This window comes from Acidisoma cellulosilyticum, assembly GCF_020621385.1.
GTDB classification, from domain to species: domain Bacteria; phylum Pseudomonadota; class Alphaproteobacteria; order Acetobacterales; family Acetobacteraceae; genus Acidisoma; species Acidisoma cellulosilyticum.
The window spans coordinates 95,336-117,755 of the sequence record NZ_JAESVA010000014.1 but is presented as its reverse complement, the minus strand read 5'-3'; the positions used below and the strand labels follow the sequence as shown (position 1 = coordinate 117,755).

The 22,420-nt window shown below is 64.1% G+C and carries 18 protein-coding genes; 9 read left to right on the top strand and 9 right to left on the bottom strand.

What is annotated here, in order from left to right; translation table 11 throughout:
* The first annotated feature begins 8 nt into the window (after positions 1–8).
* A complete protein-coding gene (locus ACELLULO517_RS25435) occupies positions 9–1,136 on the top strand; it encodes a hypothetical protein (protein ID WP_227310261.1) in 1,128 nt (375 codons plus the stop codon).
* Positions 1,137–1,142: 6 nt separating this feature from the next.
* Here the strand turns inward: ACELLULO517_RS25435 and ACELLULO517_RS25430 are convergent, their stop codons facing one another.
* Genes ACELLULO517_RS25430 through ACELLULO517_RS25415 form a run of 4 tightly spaced genes read right to left on the bottom strand, consistent with a single transcriptional unit; the run spans position 1,143 to position 5,865 of the window.
* Complete coding sequence (locus ACELLULO517_RS25430; RefSeq protein ID WP_227310260.1) at positions 1,143–2,657, bottom strand: sugar ABC transporter ATP-binding protein; 1,515 nt, start codon at positions 2,655–2,657, stop codon at positions 1,143–1,145.
* A gap of 31 nt (positions 2,658–2,688) precedes the next feature.
* Positions 2,689–3,645 carry a sugar ABC transporter substrate-binding protein gene (locus tag ACELLULO517_RS25425; RefSeq protein WP_227310259.1) on the bottom strand — a complete coding sequence of 319 codons (957 nt, stop codon included), beginning with the start codon at positions 3,643–3,645 and terminating at the stop codon, positions 2,689–2,691.
* A 28-nt stretch (positions 3,646–3,673) separates the two neighbouring features.
* Entirely contained in the window at positions 3,674–4,657 is a 984-nt protein-coding gene (locus ACELLULO517_RS25420; RefSeq protein ID WP_227310258.1) for an ABC transporter permease, read from the bottom strand.
* Entirely contained in the window at positions 4,657–5,865 is a 1,209-nt protein-coding gene (locus tag ACELLULO517_RS25415) for an ROK family transcriptional regulator (protein WP_227310257.1), read from the bottom strand. Before ACELLULO517_RS25415 ends, ACELLULO517_RS25420 begins: the two co-directional genes overlap by 1 nt.
* Positions 5,866–5,989: 124 nt before the next feature.
* Here ACELLULO517_RS25415 and ACELLULO517_RS25410 point away from each other — a divergent pair, with 124 nt between their 5' ends.
* On the top strand, positions 5,990–7,225 hold the full coding sequence (locus tag ACELLULO517_RS25410) for a metal-dependent hydrolase family protein (RefSeq protein WP_227310256.1): 1,236 nt from the start codon (positions 5,990–5,992) through the stop codon (positions 7,223–7,225).
* Between the two features lie 17 nt (positions 7,226–7,242).
* Here ACELLULO517_RS25410 and fhuB read toward each other — a convergent pair whose 3' ends face one another.
* From fhuB to ACELLULO517_RS25385, 5 genes are all read right to left on the bottom strand, one after another.
* Positions 7,243–9,255 carry a Fe(3+)-hydroxamate ABC transporter permease FhuB gene (fhuB, locus tag ACELLULO517_RS25405; RefSeq protein ID WP_227310255.1) on the bottom strand — a complete coding sequence of 671 codons (2,013 nt, stop codon included), beginning with the start codon at positions 9,253–9,255 and terminating at the stop codon, positions 7,243–7,245.
* On the bottom strand, positions 9,248–10,168 hold the full coding sequence (locus ACELLULO517_RS25400; protein ID WP_227310254.1) for an ABC transporter substrate-binding protein: 921 nt from the start codon (positions 10,166–10,168) through the stop codon (positions 9,248–9,250). The genes fhuB and ACELLULO517_RS25400 overlap by 8 nt, the downstream gene beginning before the upstream one ends.
* Positions 10,165–12,645 carry a TonB-dependent siderophore receptor gene (locus tag ACELLULO517_RS25395; RefSeq protein WP_227310253.1) on the bottom strand — a complete coding sequence of 827 codons (2,481 nt, stop codon included), beginning with the start codon at positions 12,643–12,645 and terminating at the stop codon, positions 10,165–10,167. The genes ACELLULO517_RS25400 and ACELLULO517_RS25395 overlap by 4 nt, the downstream gene beginning before the upstream one ends.
* A gap of 135 nt (positions 12,646–12,780) precedes the next feature.
* On the bottom strand, positions 12,781–13,767 hold the full coding sequence (locus ACELLULO517_RS25390; RefSeq protein ID WP_227310252.1) for a FecR family protein: 987 nt from the start codon (positions 13,765–13,767) through the stop codon (positions 12,781–12,783).
* An 87-nt stretch (positions 13,768–13,854) separates the two neighbouring features.
* The gene (locus ACELLULO517_RS25385; protein ID WP_227310251.1) at positions 13,855–14,385 is read right to left on the bottom strand and encodes an RNA polymerase sigma factor; all 531 of its coding nucleotides are present in this window, start codon (positions 14,383–14,385) and stop codon (positions 13,855–13,857) included.
* Between the two features lie 419 nt (positions 14,386–14,804).
* On the opposite strand from ACELLULO517_RS25385, the gene ACELLULO517_RS25380 reads away from it, so the two are divergent.
* The 7 genes from ACELLULO517_RS25380 (at position 14,805) to ACELLULO517_RS25350 (ending at position 22,388) form a co-directional block, all read left to right on the top strand.
* Positions 14,805–15,848, top strand: coding sequence for a LacI family DNA-binding transcriptional regulator (locus tag ACELLULO517_RS25380; protein WP_227310250.1), 1,044 nt, complete (start codon positions 14,805–14,807; stop codon positions 15,846–15,848).
* Between the two features lie 87 nt (positions 15,849–15,935).
* The gene (locus ACELLULO517_RS25375) at positions 15,936–17,057 is read left to right on the top strand and encodes a Gfo/Idh/MocA family protein (RefSeq protein WP_227310249.1); all 1,122 of its coding nucleotides are present in this window, start codon (positions 15,936–15,938) and stop codon (positions 17,055–17,057) included.
* A complete protein-coding gene (locus ACELLULO517_RS25370) occupies positions 17,054–17,989 on the top strand; it encodes a sugar phosphate isomerase/epimerase family protein (RefSeq protein ID WP_227310248.1) in 936 nt (311 codons plus the stop codon). Before ACELLULO517_RS25375 ends, ACELLULO517_RS25370 begins: the two co-directional genes overlap by 4 nt.
* A gap of 147 nt (positions 17,990–18,136) precedes the next feature.
* Complete coding sequence (locus ACELLULO517_RS25365; RefSeq protein ID WP_227310247.1) at positions 18,137–19,273, top strand: ABC transporter ATP-binding protein; 1,137 nt, start codon at positions 18,137–18,139, stop codon at positions 19,271–19,273.
* A gap of 56 nt (positions 19,274–19,329) precedes the next feature.
* The gene (locus tag ACELLULO517_RS25360) at positions 19,330–20,694 is read left to right on the top strand and encodes an extracellular solute-binding protein (RefSeq protein ID WP_227310246.1); all 1,365 of its coding nucleotides are present in this window, start codon (positions 19,330–19,332) and stop codon (positions 20,692–20,694) included.
* Positions 20,695–20,721: 27 nt separating this feature from the next.
* On the top strand, positions 20,722–21,582 hold the full coding sequence (locus ACELLULO517_RS25355; RefSeq protein WP_227310245.1) for a carbohydrate ABC transporter permease: 861 nt from the start codon (positions 20,722–20,724) through the stop codon (positions 21,580–21,582).
* 5 nt (positions 21,583–21,587) lie between these two features.
* Positions 21,588–22,388 carry a carbohydrate ABC transporter permease gene (locus tag ACELLULO517_RS25350; RefSeq protein WP_227310244.1) on the top strand — a complete coding sequence of 267 codons (801 nt, stop codon included), beginning with the start codon at positions 21,588–21,590 and terminating at the stop codon, positions 22,386–22,388.
* The last annotated feature ends 32 nt before the right edge of the window (positions 22,389–22,420 follow it).

Sequence of the window (22,420 nt, the reverse complement as noted above, 5' to 3'; positions counted from 1 at the left end):
TGCGGCAGATGGATCTGCGGAGCGGCGTCAAGATTTACGACAATGACTGGTTCATCCGCCATCAGCTGGAGCCGGAGGAAGCCGCCGACCTGCTGGTGCACTGGAACGTTACCTATGTCATCGCGCAAAGCCGGTGGCTGCCGATGCAGGATTCCGCTGTCACCAGCGCCGTCACCGCCGCACAGCAAGCCCGCTACGCCGCACTGGACGATCTTGCCTTCCGCCGCGCCCTGGCCGCGCGCGGCATCGCCTATATCGCCGTGCTCAATATCGGCTTCGATCCGGTGTTCGCGGCCGCGCACCCTGACCTGCTGCCGATCGACCAGCATGGCCAGCGTGCCCAGCGGGAGGATTGGTATATTGGCCTGCCACCCAATCGCCAGGCCAATACCGACCACAAGATCGGCCTGCTGACGCGCGCGGTGGCCGAGCTTGCGCCCGACGGCGTTCACCTCGGCTTCGTTCGCTGGCCCGGCTTCTGGGAAACCTGGCTGGCGGGCGACGACCCGGCCGGGAAGCCGCATTACTGCTTTTCCGCCGAGACCTTGGCTGCGTTCACGGCCAGCACCGGCATCCGGCTGCCGACCGATGATCCGGCCGCTGCCCTGGCGGAGGCCGACTATCGCGCCGCCTGGACGGCATGGAAGTGCCAGCAGACGGTCAGCCAGATCGCGGCCATCCGCCAGGCCATTGCCGGCGTGCGGCCTGACCTGCCGATCGCCATCAATACCTTGCCCTTCTTTCGCGATGAGTTCGAGGGCGCGGTGGAAACGGTCTTCGGGCAGGATATCGCGGCGCTGAGCCCGGTCGTCGATATTTTCGAGGTCATGGCCTATCACCAGATCCTGCGGCAGCCGGCCGACTGGCCGGGACGGATCGCCGCCGATATCCTCGGCCGCAGCCAAAGCGCCGCCATCTGCACCATTCAGGCGCGCGCCCTTTATCTGGACGGCCAGCACGCCGGGCGCGGCCGCGCGACGGAGATCACGGCCGAGGATTTCGGGGCCTGCCTGGACGGTATCGCAGCCAGCCCCGTGCAAGGCGTTTGCGTCTTCACCTTCACCGACCTGCTCGACATGCGGGATGAGGCGCAGGGCCAGGAGATGCTGGCGCATCTCCGGCGCTTCCGTCTGTGACGCTGATCAGGCGGCGGTCTGGGAGACGCGGCTGATCGCGGATAGCAACTTGGCGCGGTCCAGATCGGCGCGCGCGATGGGCGGGCCCGCGACACCTTCGGTCATGACCACGACACGGTCTGCCAGGCCCAGGATTTCGTCGAGATCGTCCGAGATAAGCACGACGGCCGCGCCCTCCGCCGCCGCCAACACGATGAGCTTGTGCAGTTCCGCCTTGGCACCGATATCGACGCCCGCCGTGGGCTGATCCAGGATCATTGCACGCGGCCGCGCCGCCACGGCGCGTGCCAGCAGCACCTTCTGCGCATTGCCGCCGCTGAGCGTGCCGACCGGCTTTTCGCGCACCGGCGGATGGATGCGGAAGCTGCGGATCAACCCGTCCACCACTTGCCGCTGTCTGGCGCGCCTGACGATGCCCATGCGCGACAGCGATGTGCCCAGCGCCGTCGCCTCCATATTCGCTTCGATACTCGCGGCCAGCGCGAGGCCGGATATCTTGCGGTCCTCCGGCACCATGACAAGACCGGCGGCGGCCGAACGCTGCGGCGAACGGCGTGTGACCGCGCGACCGTCGACGCGCAACACCCCCTCGCTCACCACATCGCCTACCATCGCCCGCGCTAAGCGCGTGCGGCCGGAACCGACCAGCCCCGCGAGCCCGACGATCTCTCCGGCCGCGACGCTCAGCGTCACGCCGGGCCGACCGGCGACGGCAAGCTGATCAAGTTCGAGCATGGTAGGGCCGAGGGGCTTCTGCTTCGCCACGCGCCGATCCGGCGCCTGGTCGAGCACGATATCGGTATGGCCGACGAGCAACTGTGCCAGATCATCCACGGTGTAGCGGCTGGCGGCATTCGTTTCCACCACGCGGCCGTCGCGCATGACCGTGACGCGGTCGGCGATATCGCGAACCTCGTCCAGAAAATGGCTGATATAGATGATGCCGACGCCACGTTCCCGCCCCATGCGGCGCATGACGGCAAAAAGATGGGCGCGTTCCGCCGGTGCCAGGCGCGCCGTCGGCTCATCCATCACCAGAATGCGCACATCCTGCGAGCAGGCGCGCACGATCTCCGTCAATTGCTGTGCCGCGACGCCAAGCCGGCGGATCGGCGTATCCATCGGCAGATCGATGCCGAGCAAGGCTGCCTCCCGCGCCGAACGCGTGCGCAGCGCACGATGCGGCATCAACCCCGGGAAGGCGCCTTTTGGCTCTCGCCCCAGGGCGATATTGGCCGCGACCGACAGATCGGGGACGAGGGCGAAATCCTGATAGATGATGGCCACACCCTGGCCGAGCGCCTCGGCCGGGGTATGCAGGACGCAGTCCCGCCCTTCGATGACGATCTGGCCGCTGTAATCAGCGAAATTACCGGCGAGGGTTTTCATCAGGGTGCTCTTACCGGCCCCGTTATGGCCGATAAGAGCGTGAATTTCGCCAGCCTCGACCGAGAAATCGACCCCGTGCAGCACCGGGCCGGCGGTAAAGCTTTTGCGGATGTCCCGCATCTCCAGAAGCATGGCGCTATCCTTTAAACCCTGACGCCTGCGCTTAGCCGCCCCAGGCCGCGGGCATGGAGGCGACATTGGATTTGGTGATGATCGGCAGCGGCAGATAGTGATTGGGCTGCGGCACCTGGGACTGTTTGCCGTCCAGCCAGGCGACCGCATCGAGAATGGCGAACTTTCCCTGCGGCGCGGGATCCTGATCGACCGTGCCGTAGACAGTGCCTTGCATAATGGCATTGCGCACATCGGCCGGATAATCGCCCATGATGAATTTCACATCCGTGCGACCGCTGCGCGCGGCGAAGACCGCGCCGTTCACGCCTTCCGGCCCTTGGTCGATGATCGCATCCAGCGTTCCCTGCGGATAGCGGCTGAGGAAATCCTGCGTGATGCCGAGCGCTTTGGCATTGTCCCAATCGGCCGCCTGACGCCCGACGATGGTAATGCCGGGATGCTTCTTCAACGTATCCATCAACCCGGCCTCGCGCGCCAGCTGCGCGGATGTGCCAAGCTTGCCGAGGATATAGGCAACCTTGGCCTTCTCCCCCACGGCCTGGGCCAGAAGATCACCCTGCCGCTGACCGAAGACATAATCATCCACCCCGATATAGGTGATGACTTTGGCGCCCGTGCTGGTATCCGCCTTGGTATTGACCGCCATCACCGGGATATTGGCGGCATTGGCCTGCCGGATGACGGGCACGATGCCGCGCGGATCGCTCGGCGCGATCAGGATCAAATCGACTTGCTGGGCGATGAACTGCTCAACGACCGAGATCTGCGCGGATAGATCGCCGTTGCCGCTTTGGATATCAAGCGCCACATTATTCGCGGCCGCCGTCTCCTTCGCCAGCTTGATCAGGTTCGAATAGAACGGAACCGAGGTGTTCCAGATCATGAAGCCGATATGGCGCTTGGCCGCGAAAGCGCGCCCGCTCAGCCCCAGAATACCCGTGGCCGCCAGACCGCCGAGCACGACACGCCGCTGTACGTTTGTCATGGTTTCCTCCAGTTTGGGTTGTTTGACGTTACCGCCGCTCACGCTGGCGACGTTGGTAGGAATCGAGGCCGACAGCGACGAGGATGACAGCGCCTGTCACCGCCGGCTGCCAGAAAGGCGAAATGCCCAGAAGATTGAGCGCATTCGCGATGATGCCGAGCAGCAGCGTGCCCAGAACCGCGCCGCCGACACGCCCGACACCGCCGCTAAGCGGCACGCCGCCTACGACGACGGCGGCGATGGCGCTCAACGGCCAGTCGGTCGCGCTCGCCGGCTGGCCGATCGTCGTCTCACCCAGCAGGACGATGCCGGCAACACCGGCCAGAAGACCGCCGATGCCATAGGTCGCGATCGTCACCCGATCGACATTGATGCCGGCAAGGCGCGCCGCCGTGCGATTGCCGCCGACGATATAGATGTAATGGCCGAAGGTCGTGAAACGCAGAAGCGCCCAGATCAGAACAGCGACCACCGCGAAGATCAGCGTCGGCACGGGCAGCGGCCCGATCTTGCCCAGCCCGACAAAGGTAAATGCCTCCGGCACGCCGTAGACCGGCTGCGCGGCCGTCGCCACGAACAGAAAACCGGTGACGAGAACCTGCGTCGCCAATGTCGCGACAAAGGCATTGATGCCGATCTTGGCGATGCAGAATCCGTTGAAAAGACCGACGATGAGGCCAAGCACCAAGCCGGCGGCGATGCCCGCGACCATGGAGACATGGACGATCAGCGCGGCTGCGACGACGGATGACATGGCACCGACCGCGCCAACCGAGAGATCGAACCCCGCCAGGATGATCATCAGCAGCATGCCGCAGGCGACGATACCGATGATGGAGTTGCGCTGCAGCACATTAGATAGATTGGCCAGGGTCGCGAAATGCGGAACGGTGAGCGAGAATACCACCAGCAGCCCCACGAAGATGCCGAGCAGCGCAAAATTGCCCATCGCCGCCCAGGCCGCGCGCATCGTCCCAAGGACCCCGGATCTTTCGACTGTTACTGACGCCATCAGATGGTTCTTTCGCATGACGGATTTTCGGTCTGAGCTGGGCGTGCCGTCGGCCTAGACGGATTTTGCCTCGCCTTCTCGCTCGCGAACAGCAGCGTGCCCAGAAGCTCCGCGCGTTCGCCCAAAGCGCCGGGTGCGATCCGCACATGCTCGGTCGCGCGCGCGATCGAAAAGCGTTGCATGGCGTCGCGCAGCGGATTGAGCAGCACTGACCCGGCGCGCATCAATTCGCCGCCAACAAGAACGACATCCGGATTGAAATAGTTGCAAAGATCGCCGACCGCACGTCCGACCATGGCGCCGGCATCCGCCACCACACGGCCGGCGCCGATATGACCTTCCGCCGCCAGACGCAGCATGTCATCGGTCGTGATCTGACCGAGCGACACCTGCAGCGCATTGCGCAAAGCATTGACCGAGACCTGCGCTTCCAGACAGCCGCGACTGCCGCAGCGACAGATCGCGCCGCGCTCATCCGTCACGACATGGCCGAGTTCGCCGGCGATACCGCTGGCACCGCGGAACACGCGGCCGTTGATGACGATACCGAGGCCGACGCCGACCGAGAGCAGCACATACAGCGCGACCTTGGCGGTTTTCGCGCCGCCGAAGGTCATCTCAGCCAAGGCACCGAGATTGGCGTCATTATCCATATAGACGGGGAGATCCAAACGCCTTGCGAGACCACCGGGCACATCCGTGCCGACCCAACTGGCCAGGATGGAGCCCGCATGCAGCATGCCGGTGGCGGCATCGACCGGCCCGGGCACGCCGACGCCGACAGCGCGGATTTTGTCACGCGCGATGCCGGCCGCGGTGATCATCGCTTCGACATGTTCGGCCGCACGGTCAAGCGCTGCCTCGGCCGGCGCATCGATATCGAAAGCCCAAGCTTCTTCGCGTATCGCCTGATAGGCCAGATCAAAGATGCCGATCCGCAAGGTCAAGCGGCCGAAATCGATCCCGATCAGATAAGCGGCCTCGGTCCTGATACGAACCGGCGAACCGGGGCGGCCGATCCGCACGGGCTGGGCGTCTGCGTCCATCCCGTCTTCCACCAGTTGCGCGGCCAATAGATCCTTGACCGCCGCCGCCGCCGTCGCGCGCGAAATCCCCAGCTCCCTTGCCAGATCAGCACGGGACCGCGGTCCGAATTGCTGCAATGCATCAAGAACCCGCGCCCTTAAGCGCAATTTCGGCGACGTCATTCGACGTCCGTCTCCCCATCAATTCTTGATCAGCCTCTTGCCATGGGGGCAAGAATTCAGTCAACTATAAACATAACCACAAAATAGTTTGTTTTATTTTAAACAAATGTCCGAGACAAAACCCATGCTTCGTCTTCGTGCCGCGCGTCTGCTTGATGGCAAGGGCAGCGACCTGCTGCTGAATGCCGCTGTCCTGATCGACGGTGACCGGATCCTTGCCGTCGGGCCTGACGCTGACCTGCCGCCGTCCGACGGACAGCAGGTGATCGACCTTGGCGACGCAACCTTGCTGCCGGGCCTGATCGACGCGCATATGCATACATTCGGCCTGCCCAGCACCGGCCTCGGCGCTTTGCTGATCGAGCGCGAGGCCTATCGCGCGCTGCGCGCCGCCGGGGAGTTGCGCCGGCTGCTGCAGGCGGGCTTCACCTCCGCCCGCTGCCTTGGCTCATCAATCGGGCCGGATCTGCGCCGCGCCATCGCGGAAGGGCATGTGCCGGGGCCGCGTCTTGTCGCCGCCGGAGAATTCATCTGCTCGACCTCCGGCACCTGGGACAGCGGACCGACGCCGCTCAGCCTGGCTAAGGAACGCGGGCTGGTCGCCGATGGTATTGACGGTGTCCGCAACGCTGTCCGCACGCGGGTGCGCGTAGGCGCCGACTTCATCAAGCTCGGCCTGTCGAAAGGCGGTGTGGGGGATCGCTATCACGCCTGGGGCGACGATCCCTATCGGCAAGTCACCGCCTATAGTCTGGAGGAGGTTCAGGCCGCGACCGACGAAGCGCATCGCAATGGCCTGAAGGTCAGCGCGCATTGCATTGGCGATGCGCCCGTCAGACTGGCGCTGGACGGTGGTGTGGATATCATCGAACACGGTTACGGCATCACGGCGGAGACGCGGCAGAGGCTGGTCGATAGCGGCAAGATCGTCGTCACGACGATCGCGCAACTGTTCTTCCACCGCGCGGCCTATGCGCCGTTCCATTACCCGCAATGGGAAATCGACGCCTATGAGCGGCATTGGGCCGCGATGCGGCATGACTTCACGCTGGGCTATGCCGCCGGCATCCGTTACGCGCTCGGCACCGATCTTGTCGGCGAACCGACCCATCCCCTGGCGGTCGCTGCGAAGGAGTTCGAACTGGCGGTCGCCTGGGGCATGCGGCCAGCGGATGCGATAAAGGCCGGCACGACCATCGCAGCCGAGGCCTTGGGCATTGCCGAACAGACGGGATCGATCGAGGTCAGAAAACTTGCCGATATCATCGCGGTCGCGGGCAATCCGCTGGACGATATTGCCGTTCTGCAACGCCCAAGTTTCATTTTGAAAGGCGGCCAAGGGGTCGAGCCGCTGTCCTGACGCCAGACGCTGCTCCGTCACCTTGGGCGTCGCGCAAGCTGGATCATGAGATAGGTGCCACCGAGCAATGTCGCGACCAATCCTGCCGGCATCTGATTGGGAAAGAGGAGAACCCGCCCCGCCCAATTCGCCAGGACCATGATGAGGGCACCGAGAATTGCACTGGCGACAAGTTGCGGCAGCGGGCGGCTTTGACAAAACGACCGCGCCATATGCGGGGCCATCAGACCGACGAAACTCAGCGGCCCCACGACAAGCGTCGCGATACCGGTGAAGCAGGACGCGACGAGGAGGATCGCCAGGCGGCTGGACGCCAAAGGCGTGCCCAGCGAGCGGGCGAGACCGTCACCGAGCGGTAGGATCTCCAGCCAGCGGCGTTGCACCGGCACCGCCAAGGCCAGGACGCCGCCGATGAGGCAGGCCGAGAGGGCGTCCGGCCAGCGGACGAGGTAGGTCGATCCCGATATCCAAGCGAGCAGACCGATCATCCGTGGATCGCCGCTGGCCAGCAGCACGGCCAGGATGCCGGTAAAGGCCATGGCCAGCGTCACGCCGCCGAGGAGCATCTGATCCGGCGCGAAGCCGGATCGTCGACCCCATAATAGCATGAGCCCGAGCGCGACGGTCGCGCCGCCGCCGGACGCGAGGATTTGGACGGGACGGCCGAAGCCTGGCGCGATCAGGACAAGGGCGATGACGCCGAGCGCCGCGCCCGTGCTGACGCCGAGCACTTCCGGGCTTGCCATGGGATTGCCGGTGAGCCTCTGCAGCAGGCTGCCCGCCACGGCCAGCATGGCCCCGGCGGCGGCAGCCGCGACCATCGGCGGTCCTCTCCAGAACGACAGAGCCTGCATCTGCCGCCAACCGCTCCACTGCCAGCCGGAAATCCCCTTGCCGAATGCGAGCGAGACCAGAACCGCGCCGACCAGACAAGCAACCAGCACGAGAATGCCGCGCAAAGGCGCGCGGGTGCGCCGGTCAAAACCACGGCCGCCGCCGGACAGCACCGGGCGCGACATTTGGCGCATCCGCGGCAGGAGGAACAGAAGGATCGGCCCGCCGAACAAGGCCGCCGCCGCGCCGGTCGGGATGGAGACATGCAGCGCGCCGTCGATGACTTGCAGACAATCATCGGCAAACCACAGAAGCGTGGCACCGATCAGCGCGGACCATAGCAGACGCTGTCCCAGGGTCCGCGCGCCCGCCATGCGGGCCAGCATGGGGGCGCCGATGCCGATGAAACTGATGACACCGACCGTGCTGACGACGGCCGCGCTGAGAATGACCGCCAAAGCAAGCACGATCATGCGCGCGCGCTGCAGGGAGAGACCGAGGCTGCTGGCACCGGCATCCTCCAGACCCAGAAGGTTGAGGGGTCTTCGCAAGACAAAAAGCAAGACAACGACAAGCGCGGATTGCGAGGCGAGGTCCCTCACCCCCAGCCAATCCTGACCGTCCAAGGAGCCGCTGCCCCATAAGGTGAGAGTGCGCAGCTTGTCCTGGAAGAGGATCAGAGCCGTATTGAAGGCGCCGCAATAAAGGCCGACGATCAGCCCCGCGAGGATAAGGGCCAGCGGCGACAATCCTTTTCGCCAGGACAGGCCGAGAACGATGGCCATGGCCGCGACCGCGCCCAGGAGGGCGACCGCCTGCCGGCTGCTGCCGGACAGGCCGGGCAGCCAAATCGCCGCGAGGCTGAGGGCGAGATAGGCGCCGGCCGATACGCCCAATGTCGCAGGCTCGGCCATCGGGTTGCGAAGCACCTGCTGAAAGATGACGCCCGCAAGCCCCAAAGCCCCACCGGCCAGCAAAGCCAGGCAGAGACGCGGCATGACCGCGAAATGCACGTCAATCTGCGCCAGGTCCTGGCGCGCGGGATGAAAGACCGCCTGCCACCATTGGGCGGGCGGCAGGAGATGCTGCACTATCCACAGGGTCATGAACGCGGCGGCGCCGGCCAGGACCAAAGCGAGATAATGCGGCCGCATCGGAAAAGAGCGACGCCCGTTCACGGCCTGACGATCAAGCATGGGCTGTTTCTCGCTGAAGCAATGCGGCGGAAAGCAATGTCGCAAAACGCGCCGCGGAGGGGACCCCGCCCATGGGAAAGACGCTGCCGATCCGATGGACGCGTCCGGCGCGAACGCTGGGCAAGGCCGACCAGAACGGACTGGCCGCCAGTTGCGCGGGCGTTGTCATATCGCCGACGGACGCGACGATCACGATCCGCGCGTCCGGCACTTCCGTCAGCGCCTCTATCCCGACCGGCAGGAAAGTGCTGGGCCGCGACCAAGCGTTGCGCACCCCCATCAGATCGAGAACATCCTGATACAGCGTATGCTTTCCGAATATCCGGATATGCTGACCGTCCAGCATGTTGATGACATAGACCGGTCGCCGATCGTAACCGTGCAGGCTTGCTTTGGCCTGATCGATCCTGACTTCCGTTTGCGCCAGCAATGCGGTGGCACTGCTTGCGCGGCCCAGCGCACCCGCCAGACGAATGGTTTCCGCGCGCGCCTGCGTGTAGGGCTCACCACCGAAAGGATTGAGGTTGAAGACGGCGACCGGTCCCGTACGGGCGAGAGCACTCCGCGCCGACACCAGACCGGGCGGGATCAGAATGAGATCCGGCGCCAGTTCGAACAGAAGTTCGAAATTGGGCGTGAAGAGCAATCCGACATCGACCACGCCCGGCGGCATGACGGGATCGACCAGATTGCGATCATAGAAGGCGATGGCGGGCACAGCGATGGGTGTGACGCCCAGGCTCAGCACCGTCGCGGCCAGACCCCAATCGAGAACCGCAAGCCTGTGGGGGACTGCCGCCTGCGCGGCCGACGCGCAGACCCCGCTGACGGTCCAGACGGCGGCGACGGCCAGGCAATCGCGGCGGGTGACTTGTCCTGCCCTGCCCCTCTGCCGCCCGCCGATAGCCCTCACCACTGATAGTCGAGCGTCACGAGAACGCTGCGCCCGACACCCCAACGGCAACCCACCGCCGAGCAGTAGGACACATACTGGTTGTTGAAAAGATTATAGGCATTGAGCGCGAGTTTCGCGCCTTTGAGATCGGAGCCCAGACCGCTCAGGTCATAATGCAGGACCGTATCGACGATAAAATAGTCCGGGATTTTGTAGGTATTGGTGTTCGCGGCATAGCTTGTGCCCATGTATTTGACCCCGCCACCGAAACCAAAACCGGCGAAGCGGTGACTCTGGATGGTATAGTCCGACCAGATCGAGGCCATGTTATTGGGCGTATCCGCCAGCTGATTGCCCTGCGTGCCGTTATTTGCCGAGGTGATGTCACTGTCGAGATGCGTATAGGACGCGCGCAGGCTGAGACCGCTGGTCAGGCTGGTGACGCCGGAAATCTCCAGCCCCCGCGACCGCACTTGCCCGGTTTGCACATTATAATTCGCATGGTCGGGATCGGTGGTGAGAACATTGTCCTCCAGCAGATTGAAGGCTGCCACGGTGATGAGCGCATTGATACCAGGCGGGTGGTATTTGACGCCGACCTCCTCCTGCTTGCCGGTCGTCGGCTTGAAGGCCGCACCGGAATAATCCGTGCCCGAGGTCGGCTGGAAGGATGTCGAATAGCTGACATAGGGCGCGAAGCCGTTGTCGAAGAGATAGGTCAAACCCAGATGGCCGGTGAAGGCCCGGGCGAATTGATTGGTCGTCACGCCCGTCAGATAGTTCTGGGTCTGCGTGCTGGCCCAATCCTCTCGGCCCGCCATCAGGAAGGACCAGCGCCCGAATTTGATCTGGTCCTGCGCATAGGCCCCGATCTGATTGAGCTGTTGATAGTTGTCGGTGCTGACGGGCGGCACCAGAACCGTCTGGTTATAGTCAGGGTCGTTGATATCCAGCGGGATGACGTATTGCGACGCGCTGCTGTAGCGGCTCATCGTATCCAGCATCTGCCGCTGATAATCGACCCCCAGCAGCAGGGTATGCGCCAGAGGGCCGGTCGAGAATCTGGCCTGAGCTTCGTTGTCGACAGTGAAGGCGCCGTCATGCTCGTTATCGACGTAAGGCACCGTGTTCAGCGTTTGGCCGTTCGCCTGCAGGCTGATCGGCTGAACTTCCGAATAGGCAAGATTCTGGTAGATGTAGCGGGCGTTCTGGCTGACTTTCCAGATGCTGTTGAAGCGATGCTCAAAGTCGTAGCCGACCGAAAACTGCTCGCGGTCCAGATTGTAGAAATCCGGCTGGCCGGGATAAAGGCTTTGTGAAATCGTGCCGGTCGGGGTCGGGATCAGCGTGCCTTCATAGGGCAGCAGATCATAGAAGCCGCCCTTCGGATCATGCAGGTAATTCGTCAATATCGTCAGCGAGGTATCGGCGTCGGGCCGCCAGGTCAGCGCCGGCGAGATGTCAATGCGCTGCTCGGTCATATGATTGACGTCAGGCTGCTCGGTGCGCGCCAGACCCGTCAGGCGATAGAGCAAGGTGCCACTGTCGTTCAGCGGTCCGCTGAGATCGAAAGCCCCTTCGAAGCGATTGCCGGTGCCCGCCTGAATCTGGACATCATGCAGGGGTTCGTCGGTGGGGCGTTTGCTGACCATATTGAGAAGACCGCCTGGCGAGCCCTCTCCGTACAGGACCGAGGACGGACCTTCGAGAAGATCGGCTTCCTGCAGCATATAGGGATCGACCTTCAGACTGGAGAAGGTCCCCGACAGCAGCTTGAGCCCGTCCAGATATTGGTCGGGCTGAAATCCGCGCACCAACAATGTCTCGATGCGTTCGTCATTGTCGTCGCTGATATAGGTGCCCGGCGCATAGCGCAGGATTCCCCGAATATCCTGCACATTGCCTTGAGAATTCATCTGGTCGCGGGTGATGACGACGACCGACTGCGGCGTCTCGATCAGCGGCGTATTGGTCTTGGTCGCGGTCGAGCTGCTATGCGCGACAAAGCCCGAGACGCGGCCATAGCCTCCGTTACCCACCCCCTCATGACCTGTCACCTGCACCGGCGGCAGGTTGATGGCGCTTGGATCATCCGTTGGAATTTTCTCGACCGAGATCGTTTGCGCATTGACGACCGTCGGCATCAGGCCAGTGCCGGCGAGGAGGTGCCGCAAGCCGTCCTGCGCCGACATGCTACCCGTCACGCCCGGTGACAAAACTCCGCGCGTCAACTCACCCGGGACCAGCACCTGCAGATGGGTCGCCTGCGAATAGGCGGCGAGTGCGGCATCAAGCGATTGCCGTGGGATCGCAAACGACAAGCGCGCGGATGGCGCTTCTGTCGTCGCATTGGCCAGGCCCGATTGGGCCGTCTGTGCCGAGGCGGCGCTCACCCCCGCCATCACCAGCATCGTGGTCGCCATCAATCGACCGATCCACCGCCGTTCCAGGGCAATGCTGCGACCTGTCTTCGATAGGCTGTTCACGTCCGTCACCGCAGGCTTCCTCTCAATCCATCCCATCCGACTGCCGCATTCGCATCAAATGCGTTTGCGATGCAGTCGCAGTTCGATGATCAGGACGTCCGGGCGCGGCCTTTCCCCGTAAAATTGTAAAAAAATTTTGCGGCCTTAGTGGAGAAGAACGAGATAGGGCGTGATCGCGGTCACCCGGATCCCCAATGTCTTCTGCAGGGCGTCCAGGATGGCGGCCGGCTGGTCGATCTCGAACGTGCCTGACACCACGCGGTTCGCGGCGCGAGAATCGAGGATCACGATGCGGCCGACCCGGTAGCGGTTCAGCTCCGCCACGACCTTGGACAAGGGTTGCTGCCGGAAGACGATCTGCCCTTGCCGCCAGGCGAAGGCGACGGTCGGGTCGATGGCATAGACGCCGGAGATACCGGCCGCGCTGTAATCGACCGCCTGATCCGCTGCCACCTGCGCCTTGTCCCGCGCGCCGGCATCCGTCACCGCGACAAGCCCCGCATCGACCTCCACGGCCGTCACACCGCCCCGCATGGCGACGCTGAAGCGCGTGCCGATGTCACGCGTCTGGCCGCCGGCGGCCGTGACGGTAAAGGGATGTGCCGAATCATGCATCACGTCGAACCATGCCTCCCCCCGCAGCAGTGTCAGAGATCGGTGGCCGTCGCGCAGATTGACCCTGAGCGCGGTATCCGTGTTCAACTCAATCTGCGAACCGTCGGCCAAGGTCACCGTCCGCCGGTCACCGATGCCGGTCGCATAATCGGCCGTCAGGCGATCGTAGAAGACAGGCGCTTCGGTGACACCGCCCACGATCGCGACCAGCGCGACCGCAGCCGCCAGGGCCAAACCGATGCGTCGCCCCCACCTCGCCCGACCGAGCCCTGCGGTTTGCCGGCCCGACATCTGCGAATAGGCATGCAGGGTCAGCGCGTCACGCACGGCGCCGGCCGGCACTCTCACGGCCGAGACCAGAGCTTGCACCTCATCCCAGGCGCTTCGCTGAGCGGGCCCTTGCGACAGCCAAAGGTCAAACGCCGCACGGTCTGCGTCGGTCACGTCATCGGCCCGCAGCCGATGGAACCAGCCATTGGCCTCCGCAAACAACCGGTCGTCTTCCCTTGCCGTCATCCCCACTCCCAGATGGCTCCTCCACCCGCGGTACGACCCGAAAGCCCCGCGCTGATAAAGACGAACGAGCCGGCGATTATCCTGATGCTAATTTTGAGGGCGGCGTCCGCCGCTCATAGCTTGCTGCACATGAGCACGGCAAAGCGCCAATGCCCGCGTGAGATGGTATTCGACACTCCGCGGCGTGGTCTGCAGCCGCAGGGCGATTTCCTGATAGGACAAGCCATCGACATGAAAATGCAGGAACATGATGCGCGACCTCTCGGGCAGCGCCAGGATCGCGTTCTGCAATAGCTGATCGCGCTCCCGCGCCGCGACGACCGCTTCGGCATCCAAGGCCGGTGAAGGATGGTGGTCATCGACCTGGCCGCCGTCGAGGCGACGCCAGCGGCTGACCCGCCGGTTATGGTCCTGAGCGAGATTGCCGGCGATCGTGAAGAGATAGCCGGACGGGTTGTCCAGCGTCTCGCCGTCCGGCATTCGCGCGAACCGAACGAAGGCCTCCTGCGTCAGATCGGCTGCAATCTGCGCGTCACCGGTGCGGCGACGGACGAAACTCTCAAGCCGCGTCTGATGGGCGGCAAAAAGCCGCGAGAGCCGATCAGCCCAAGACGTCATGCCGGATCGATGCGGTGGCGGGCCAGGGTCGCGGCCTGGATTGCTGCTGTCTTGACGGATGGGCCGGTCATATCACTTAAACCACAAGCCCTTGCTGCTCGGCCACTGGCCGCCCGTTCAAGCCATTCGAGGAAGACCAAGGCCCAGGGCCTGCGGCGGACGACCGCCCGCGAACAGACTATCAGATTGCGAATGATTCGCAACATTGCCGGTACGGCGACATTGAACGAGGGTCAGTGGCAAGGGCGATAGCGCAGCAGCCGGCGAAAGCGCGGGAGGCGACAGGCGGCCCAGGACCCGATACCCTGCATCGTCGCGCGCATGCTGCCTTTGGCCAGCGTCGTGGCGGAAGCCGAGGAGGCAGTGACGGTCGTGCTTTCACCCCATGACGTCAAGGTCGCAGGCTGGGTTGCAGGCTGATGGAGCGCAGTCGCCGCGCCCGGCAGAAGCCAGCCACGATCCATGACGTGGCGCGGCTGGCCCGCGTCTCCAAGTCGACCGTGTCCAACGTCATCCGCGACGTGCCTGGGGTCAATCCGGAGACGCGCGAGCGCGTGCAGGAGGCCATCCGCACCCTCGAATACCGGCCCAATGTGGTGGCGCGCCAATTGGTGCAGCAGCGCACCACGCTGCTCGGCATCGTCATCGGCGATCTCAGCAATCCTTTTTATGCCGAGATGGCGAAATTCGTCGAAAGCTTCGCGGCGGCGCACGGCTATCAGCTCATGTTCTGCAATACGCAGGTCGATGAGAATACCGAATTGGACGGCATTCGGAGCTTGATCGAGCATCGTGTCGCTGGGCTGTTGTTCCTGGCCTATGCCGGCGACGCCGAAAGCGCGCGCCAGGCGGTGGGAGAGCAATTGCCGATTGTCTTCCTGACCTGCGATGCCGGTTGGGGCGATGTCGTGGCGGTCGACGATTTTGCCGCCGCGCGGGCAGGGACGCAGCACCTGATCGACCTTGGCCATCGGCGCATCGCCTATTTCGCCGATACGGTGCATGAGGCGCGGGCCGAGCGCGCGCGCCAGGGCGGCTATGCCCTGGCCCTTCAGGAAGCGGGTCTGACGCCCAGCATTCTGCGCTGGCATGACCGGCCTCAGCTTGTGGAGGCGGGGGGCAGCATCTGCACGATCCAAACGGCCCTGACGGCACCCGAGCGGCCGACCGCGATCTTTGCCGCCAATGATCTGCACGCGGTCGATATCCTGGACGCTGCCGACCAGGCCAGCCTTCGCGTGCCTGAGGACCTCTCCGTCGTCGGTTTCGACGATATTGCGATCAGCCGCATCGCGCGCATCAATCTCACCACGATTGCCCAGCCCAAGGAGGCGCTGGCCCGCCTTGCGGTCGATCTGATCGTCGGGCGGATCGGCGGCAAGGTGCAGGGCGCGCATCAGCGCCACAGCTTGCCCTTCACCCTGCTGCAGCGCCGCACGACAGGTCCCAGCCCCGCTCCCTAGCGATTCGATCCAACCGATGTCGAATCTTTTTGTTGACGCGAAATTGGTCATATGGAACGTTCCAATTGTCCATCGGAGCGAGTTTTCGTGACTGAAACCAGTGAGCGGCGCCTCAGGATCGGGCTAGTCGGCTGCGGCGTCATCGCCCAGGTGATGCATCTGCCCTTCCTGGCCGAGCTGTCGGACCGCTTCGTCATAGCGGCGGTCTGCGATGTTTCCGCCGACCTCGCCGCCGCCTGCGCCGCCCGGTATCAGGTGGCCCACAGCGCCACCGACTGGCGGAAGCTGCTGGATCTGCCGCTCGACGCCATCATGGTGCTGACCCCGGGCAGCCACGCCCCGATCGCGATTGCCGCGGCGGAAGCGGGGAAGCATGTCTTCATCGAAAAGCCGCTCGCTTTCTCGGTCGCCGAGGCCGAGGCCGTGCTGGCGACGGCGGCGCGCACGGGCGTGACCATGATGCTTGGCTATAACAAGCGTTACGACCCCGCCTTCGAAGCGTTGCAGGCGTCGCTTGCGGAAACGCAGGATGTGCGGCTGGTGCGGGTGACGACCTTCGAATCGCCCTTCGAACCCTATATCGCCCATCTGCCGATGCTGCGCGGCCAGCCCCTGGCGCCAGAGCTTCTGGCCCGGTTGCGGCAGGATAATGCCGAACGGCTGGAACAGGCGGTGGGCGGCGATGCCGAAGGCCAGCGGCTTTACCATGCCATTCTTCTCGACAGCATGGTGCATGAACTGAATGCCCTGCGCGCGCTGCTCGGCCCGCCGGACCGCGTGGACTATGCCGATCTCGGACGCCATGGCGCGACGATCATTCTGCGCTTCGGCGAAACCCGCGCCGTGCTGACCTGGATCGACCTGCCCGGCATCGCGCGCTACGGCATGGAATTCGCCTTCTTCGCACCCGACCGGCGGCTGACCTTGTCCTTCCCGTCCCCCTATCTGCGCAATGCGGCGGCCGAGCTGACCGAGGAAACCGGCATCGCGGGCAGCGTTCAATCCCAGGCGACACAGCGCATTCTGTCGCACGAGGCGAGTTTCAAAGCCGAGCTTGTGCATTTCCACGACTGCGTCACACAGGGTGCCAAGGCGCGCACGCCGGTGACCGAGGGATTGCAGGATATCAGCCTCTGCGCCGCCATTCTTGAAAGCCATCGCAGCCGGCGTCCGGTCATTCTGTCCGACGACGCGGGAGACCGGACATGATGACGCTTCCGCCCAACCCAGCGCCGCGCATCGTCATTGCCAATGCGCCGGTCAGTTTCGGTGCTTTCGAGGTGACCGTCGGGATTGATCCCCATACGCCCGACGCGCTGGCGGTGCTGGATAGCGTCGCCGACGCCGGCTATCGCGGCATCGATCTCGGCCCTGTCGGCTATTTCGGGGAGGGCGCGGCGCTGGCAGACCGCCTCGCCGCGCGCGGTCTGGGCCTCTCCGGCGCCTATCTGGAACTGCCCTATAGCGAGCCGGCGGCCTTGCAGGCGATGCAGCCCGAACTTGATAGCCTTCTCGACGCGCTTGATGCCGTCAAGGATATCGGCCTTCTGCCGCCGCGGCCGACGCTTGGCGATTTCAGCACGCTCGCCCGTCGCGCGCGGCCGGGCCAAGCGGTCAAGGATCTTAGCCTGGGGCTTGACGCGGCAGGCTTCGCCCGCTTCGTCTCGGGCATCGAACGAACCGCCGATTACTGTCGCGGACGTGGCTATGAGCCGACCTTTCACAATGAAACGGGGACTTTCATCGAAGCCCCCTGGGAGATCGAGCGTATGCTGGAGCATACGAGCGTCGGTCTTTGTCTCGATACCGGCCATCTCATCATCGGCGGCGGCGACCCCGTATCGGCCTTGCGGGATTGGGGTCCCCGCATCAATCATCTTCACTTGAAAGATGCGCGGCGGGCGGTCATTGCCGATATCGTGCGCGATGCGGCACCGGCCGAGGCGATCTGGGACAGGGGCGCCTTCTGCGCGCTCGGCCAGGGCGATGTCCCGCTCGATGCCGTATTGGCTTTGATCTTGGAACAGTTCACCGGCTGGCTTGTGGTGGAACAGGATATCCTGCCGGATCCGTCCGGCATCGCGACACCGGCAGCCGACCAGCACGCCAATCTTGCCTTTCTTCGCGCGCGCGGGTTCTAGAGCGTTTCCTGTTCGCTTACGCTCACAGGTGCTGCTCTAGGTTATTGTTTTTGCGAGCATCTTCACCCGGTCTGATGATTCTATCTGACCGGTATCTGCTCTAGAAACGTCGACGGCCGGAAGACGAGCCGCAAAGGGGAGGCAGAAATGGCAAGCGTTTCCTTCGATCATGTTTGGCGACGCTTTGGCCCACACACCGCCGTCGCCGACCTTTGCCTTGATATTGCCGACGGCGATTTCCTTGTCCTGCTCGGCGCATCGGGCTGCGGCAAGACGACCAGCCTGCGCATGCTGGCCGGGCTGGATGAGCCGTCCGAGGGCGAGATCAGGATCGATGGGCGTGTCGTCAACAAGGTGCCCCCCGGCGAGCGCGACGTCGCCATGGTCTTTCAATCCTACGCGCTTTTTCCGCATATGACAGTGGAGGGCAACCTCACCTTCGGTCCGCGCATGCGGCGCGAGAACAAGGCAGCGACCCGCGCCAGGATCGCCGAGGTCGCGCAGACGCTGGAGCTGACGCCCCTGCTGGGCCGCCGCCCGGCCGAGCTGTCCGGCGGCCAGCGGCAGCGCGTGGCCCTTGGCCGCGCCCTTCTGCGGGAGCCGAAGCTGTTTCTGATGGACGAACCGCTGTCGAATCTCGACGCGGCCCTGCGCGGCCAGATGCGGGCCGAGATCGTTTCGCTGCATCGGCGGCTTGGCATCACCACCGCCTATGTCACGCATGATCAGGTGGAGGCCATGACGATGGCGACGCGCATCGCCATCATGTTCGAAGGGCGGCTGCATCAGGCCGGCAAGCCGGCCGCGATCTTCGATGATCCCGCAAGTCTGCGCGTCGCGACCTTCATCGGCGCACCGCAGATGAATATCGTCGACGGTCAGGTGCTACAGGCCGACGGCGTGACGATGCTGGCCTGTCTCGGCACGACCTGCCGCCCGGCCGAGGGGCTTGTTCTCCGCGCGCCAGCCGGAAGCCCTGTCAGGATCGGCATTCGGCCGGGCGACATTGCCTTCAGCCCGCCCCACCCCGGTGCGGCGGGTTTCAGCGGCGCGGTCGAATTTCTCGAACCCATGGGTAGCGAAACCTTCGCGACCATGCGTTGCGGCCGCGAGACCGTTGTGGTCCGTGCGCCGGGCCGAACGCCGCTGCGATTGGGCGAGCGCGTGACCCTCTATCTCGACGGCCGTTTCACCTACGCCTTCGATGCCGAGGACGGCCGCGCGCTTATCGACAGATCCCGTTTCGGGCTCGCGGATCTTGCCGCGCGCCGACTACCTGCCTGAGCTGCTTGACCAAACAACCGATCACACACCCTTTCACCCTCTGGAGTCACCGTGACATGCCAAAGACCGGACCGCGTCGACTGGCTCTCGCCCTGCTCGCCAGCTGCGCCTTCATCGCCACCGGCTATCGCGCGCAGGCGCAGACCAAGACGATCGTGACCCTGGCCTATGGGTCCGAATATGTCTTCGATACCAACGACTTCGCCAAGAAATGGTACGACAACGTCAAGGCGGCGTTCGAAAAGAAATACCCGGACGCCGAGGTCAAACTTGTTCCGATCCCCGGCGGCTATCCCGATATCATCAACAAGCTCAGCCTGTTATACCGATCCCGCAGCACGGCGCCCGATGTCGCGCAATTGCCGACGCCGGCCCTGGGCCAGTTCCAGTCCTCGGGCTGGTTGCTGCCGATGGATGACCAGCTTGCGACCGCCGGCTGGTGGAAAGAATTCCCTGACGCGATCAAGGCGGAGGGCCAATTCGACGGCAAGGTCTATGCCGTCAGCACCGGCGAGAACGACAGCCAACTCTATTACAACAAGGCCATGTTCAAGCAGGCCGGCCTGCCCGATGACTGGCAGCCCAAGACCTGGGACGACATCCTGACGGCCGCACGCGCGATCAAGGCGAAGGTGCCGGGTGTGGTACCGCTTTGGCTGAATGTCGGGACCAGTTCGGGTGACAACGGGCTGCTGCAGGGCACCGGAAACCTGCTCAACGGGTCCAGCGACGCCACCATCCAGGACGCCAACGGCAAATGGGTCGTGGACAGCAAGGGCCTGCGCGAGGTGCTGACCTTCGTCAAGACGATGTATAACGAAGGCCTGGGCGATAGCCTGAGCGATCTTTTCTCGCCCTCCGCCGTCACCGTGCCGCTGGCGCTGTTCCAGAAAGGCAAGCTCGCTATCGCCGTCGGTTCCAACTACTACGGCGGCAACTGGACGAAGACCATCTGCTCGCCCTGCTGGGCCGAAGCGCCGCAGACGATCGGTGTGGTCGCAATCCCGACCGTGCAGGGCGCGGCGCCGGGGGCTGCCACCACCCTCGGCGGCTGGGATCTCGCGATCGGGGCCGCGACGACGCATAAGGACTATGCCTGGAAGCTGCTCGATGTGATGGAAGAGCAGCAGAACCAGATCGATGCCGCGAATTGGGCGGGTTTCGTGCCGGCAGCGCAGAGCTATACCAAGGCTGCGTCCTTCGTCGATTTTGCGCCGCCCTATAACGCGGTCTCCGCGCAGGTTCTGCCCTTCGGCAAGCTGACGCCGGCCAAGGCGGAATACGAAGTCTGGTCGCATGCGCTGCAGCAGGCGACCGGCAATCTGGCGCAGCACACGGATATGACGGTTGATCAGGCAATCGACGCCATGAAGTCCTATGTGTCGAACCAGCTTGGCGCCGATCAGATCGCGACGCGCTGAACAGCCGGCCGGCGGGGAGCAGACAGAATGGTGCCGCGCAAAGGTGTGGACGGGGTCGGACTTCTGCTGCTGGCCCCGGCCGGACTTCTGTTGCTTCTGCTGTTCCTCGCGCCGGTCGCCTTTGCCTTCTATCTCGGTCTTACCAATATCTCGCTCGCCGGCATCCACGCGCAGCATTACTGGTTCACGGGTGCCGCCAATCTGCGCCGACTCTCGCAGGACAATAGCTTCTGGCATTCGCTGTGGTTGACGGCCGTCTTCCTGTTCGGCTCCGCCGTCGTCGGCGTCACGGTCGTCGGCCTCGCGCTTGCGATGCTGATGCAGCATGCCCATGTCTTCTGGCAAAGGTTGGCCGGAGCGCTGGCCATTCTCGCCTGGATGCTGCCGCCCGTCACCGCCGCGCTGATCTGGTACGCTTTCAGCACCACGGGCGGCACACTCAGCCTGCTGTTCGGCGGCCAGGCCGATCCGCTCGACGATCATCCCATGCTGATCGTCATCCTGGCCAATATCTGGGCGACGGCGGGGTTTTCCATGATGGTGCTGGGCGGCGGCCTGCGCGGCATATCGCGCGAGGTGCTGGAGGCAGCGCGGATGGAGAATGCCTCCCGCATCCAGACCTTTCTGTTCGTCACCCTGCCGCTGATGCGGCGCAGCCTGGTGACCAATCTCCTGCTCGTTACGCTCATCATCCTGGCCAATTACGCGCTGACTTATATCATGACGGCGGGCGGCCCGAACGATGCGACGGCGATCCTGCCGATCTATGCCTATCAGCAGGGCTTTACCTTCAGCAATCTCGGCTATGGCGCGCTGATCGGGGATGTTCTGGTGCTGATCGCGACAGGCTTCGCTTATCTTTATGTTCGCGCCGTACGGCAAGGCTGACAGCGATGCGCCCTCATCCCCTGGCGACCGCGCTGCTCGCCGTCATCGCCCTGCTGTTCTTCGCCCCCATGCTCTGGCTTGCGGTCGCGTCGCTCGACGCTCATGCCAGCTGGGCGCTGACCTGGCCGAGCCTGACCTTGGCGCATTTCCGCAACGTGACCGCCGGCGATTACCTGCTCTCGCTCTGGAACACGACGCTGCTGGCGCTGGTCGCGACCATTGTCGCGGTCTTGCCCGGCATTTTCGGTGCCTATGCCTTGTCGCGGCGACGCATACCGCTGCGTGACGGGCTGATGATCACGGTGCTGTTTCTGACTGGGATTCCCGTTGGTATCATGATCATTCCGGTCTTCCAGATCTTCGCGGCCTGCGGCTGGCTCAGCCTTCTGCCCACCGGCATTTTCCTGGGCGCGAACAGCCTGCCCTTCGCGCTTTGGCTTATCAAGACTGCGATGGACGCCGTGCCGCGCGAAATGGAGGAAGCAGCGCTGATGGAACGCGCCAGCCTTCTGCAGACGATCATCCATGTCGTCGTGCCGGCTTCGCTGCCCGGCATCGCCTCAGCCGCGATCTTCAGCTTCATCAATGCCTGGGGCTCGTTCATCGTGCCCTTGGTTCTGGTCAGCGATCCCGATCAGCAGACCGGTCCGCTGACGATCTACGGCCTGATCGCCGCCGCCAATGTCCGCTACGGCGATATTGCTGCCTTTTCCATCATCTATTCCTTGCCCGTCGTCATTCTGTATCTTCTGCTCGCGCGAAGCTTCTCGGGCGGCTTTCTGATGGGCGGCGCGGTGAAGGGCTGAGCGCGCGGAAACCGGCGAGAAACCGCGGCATT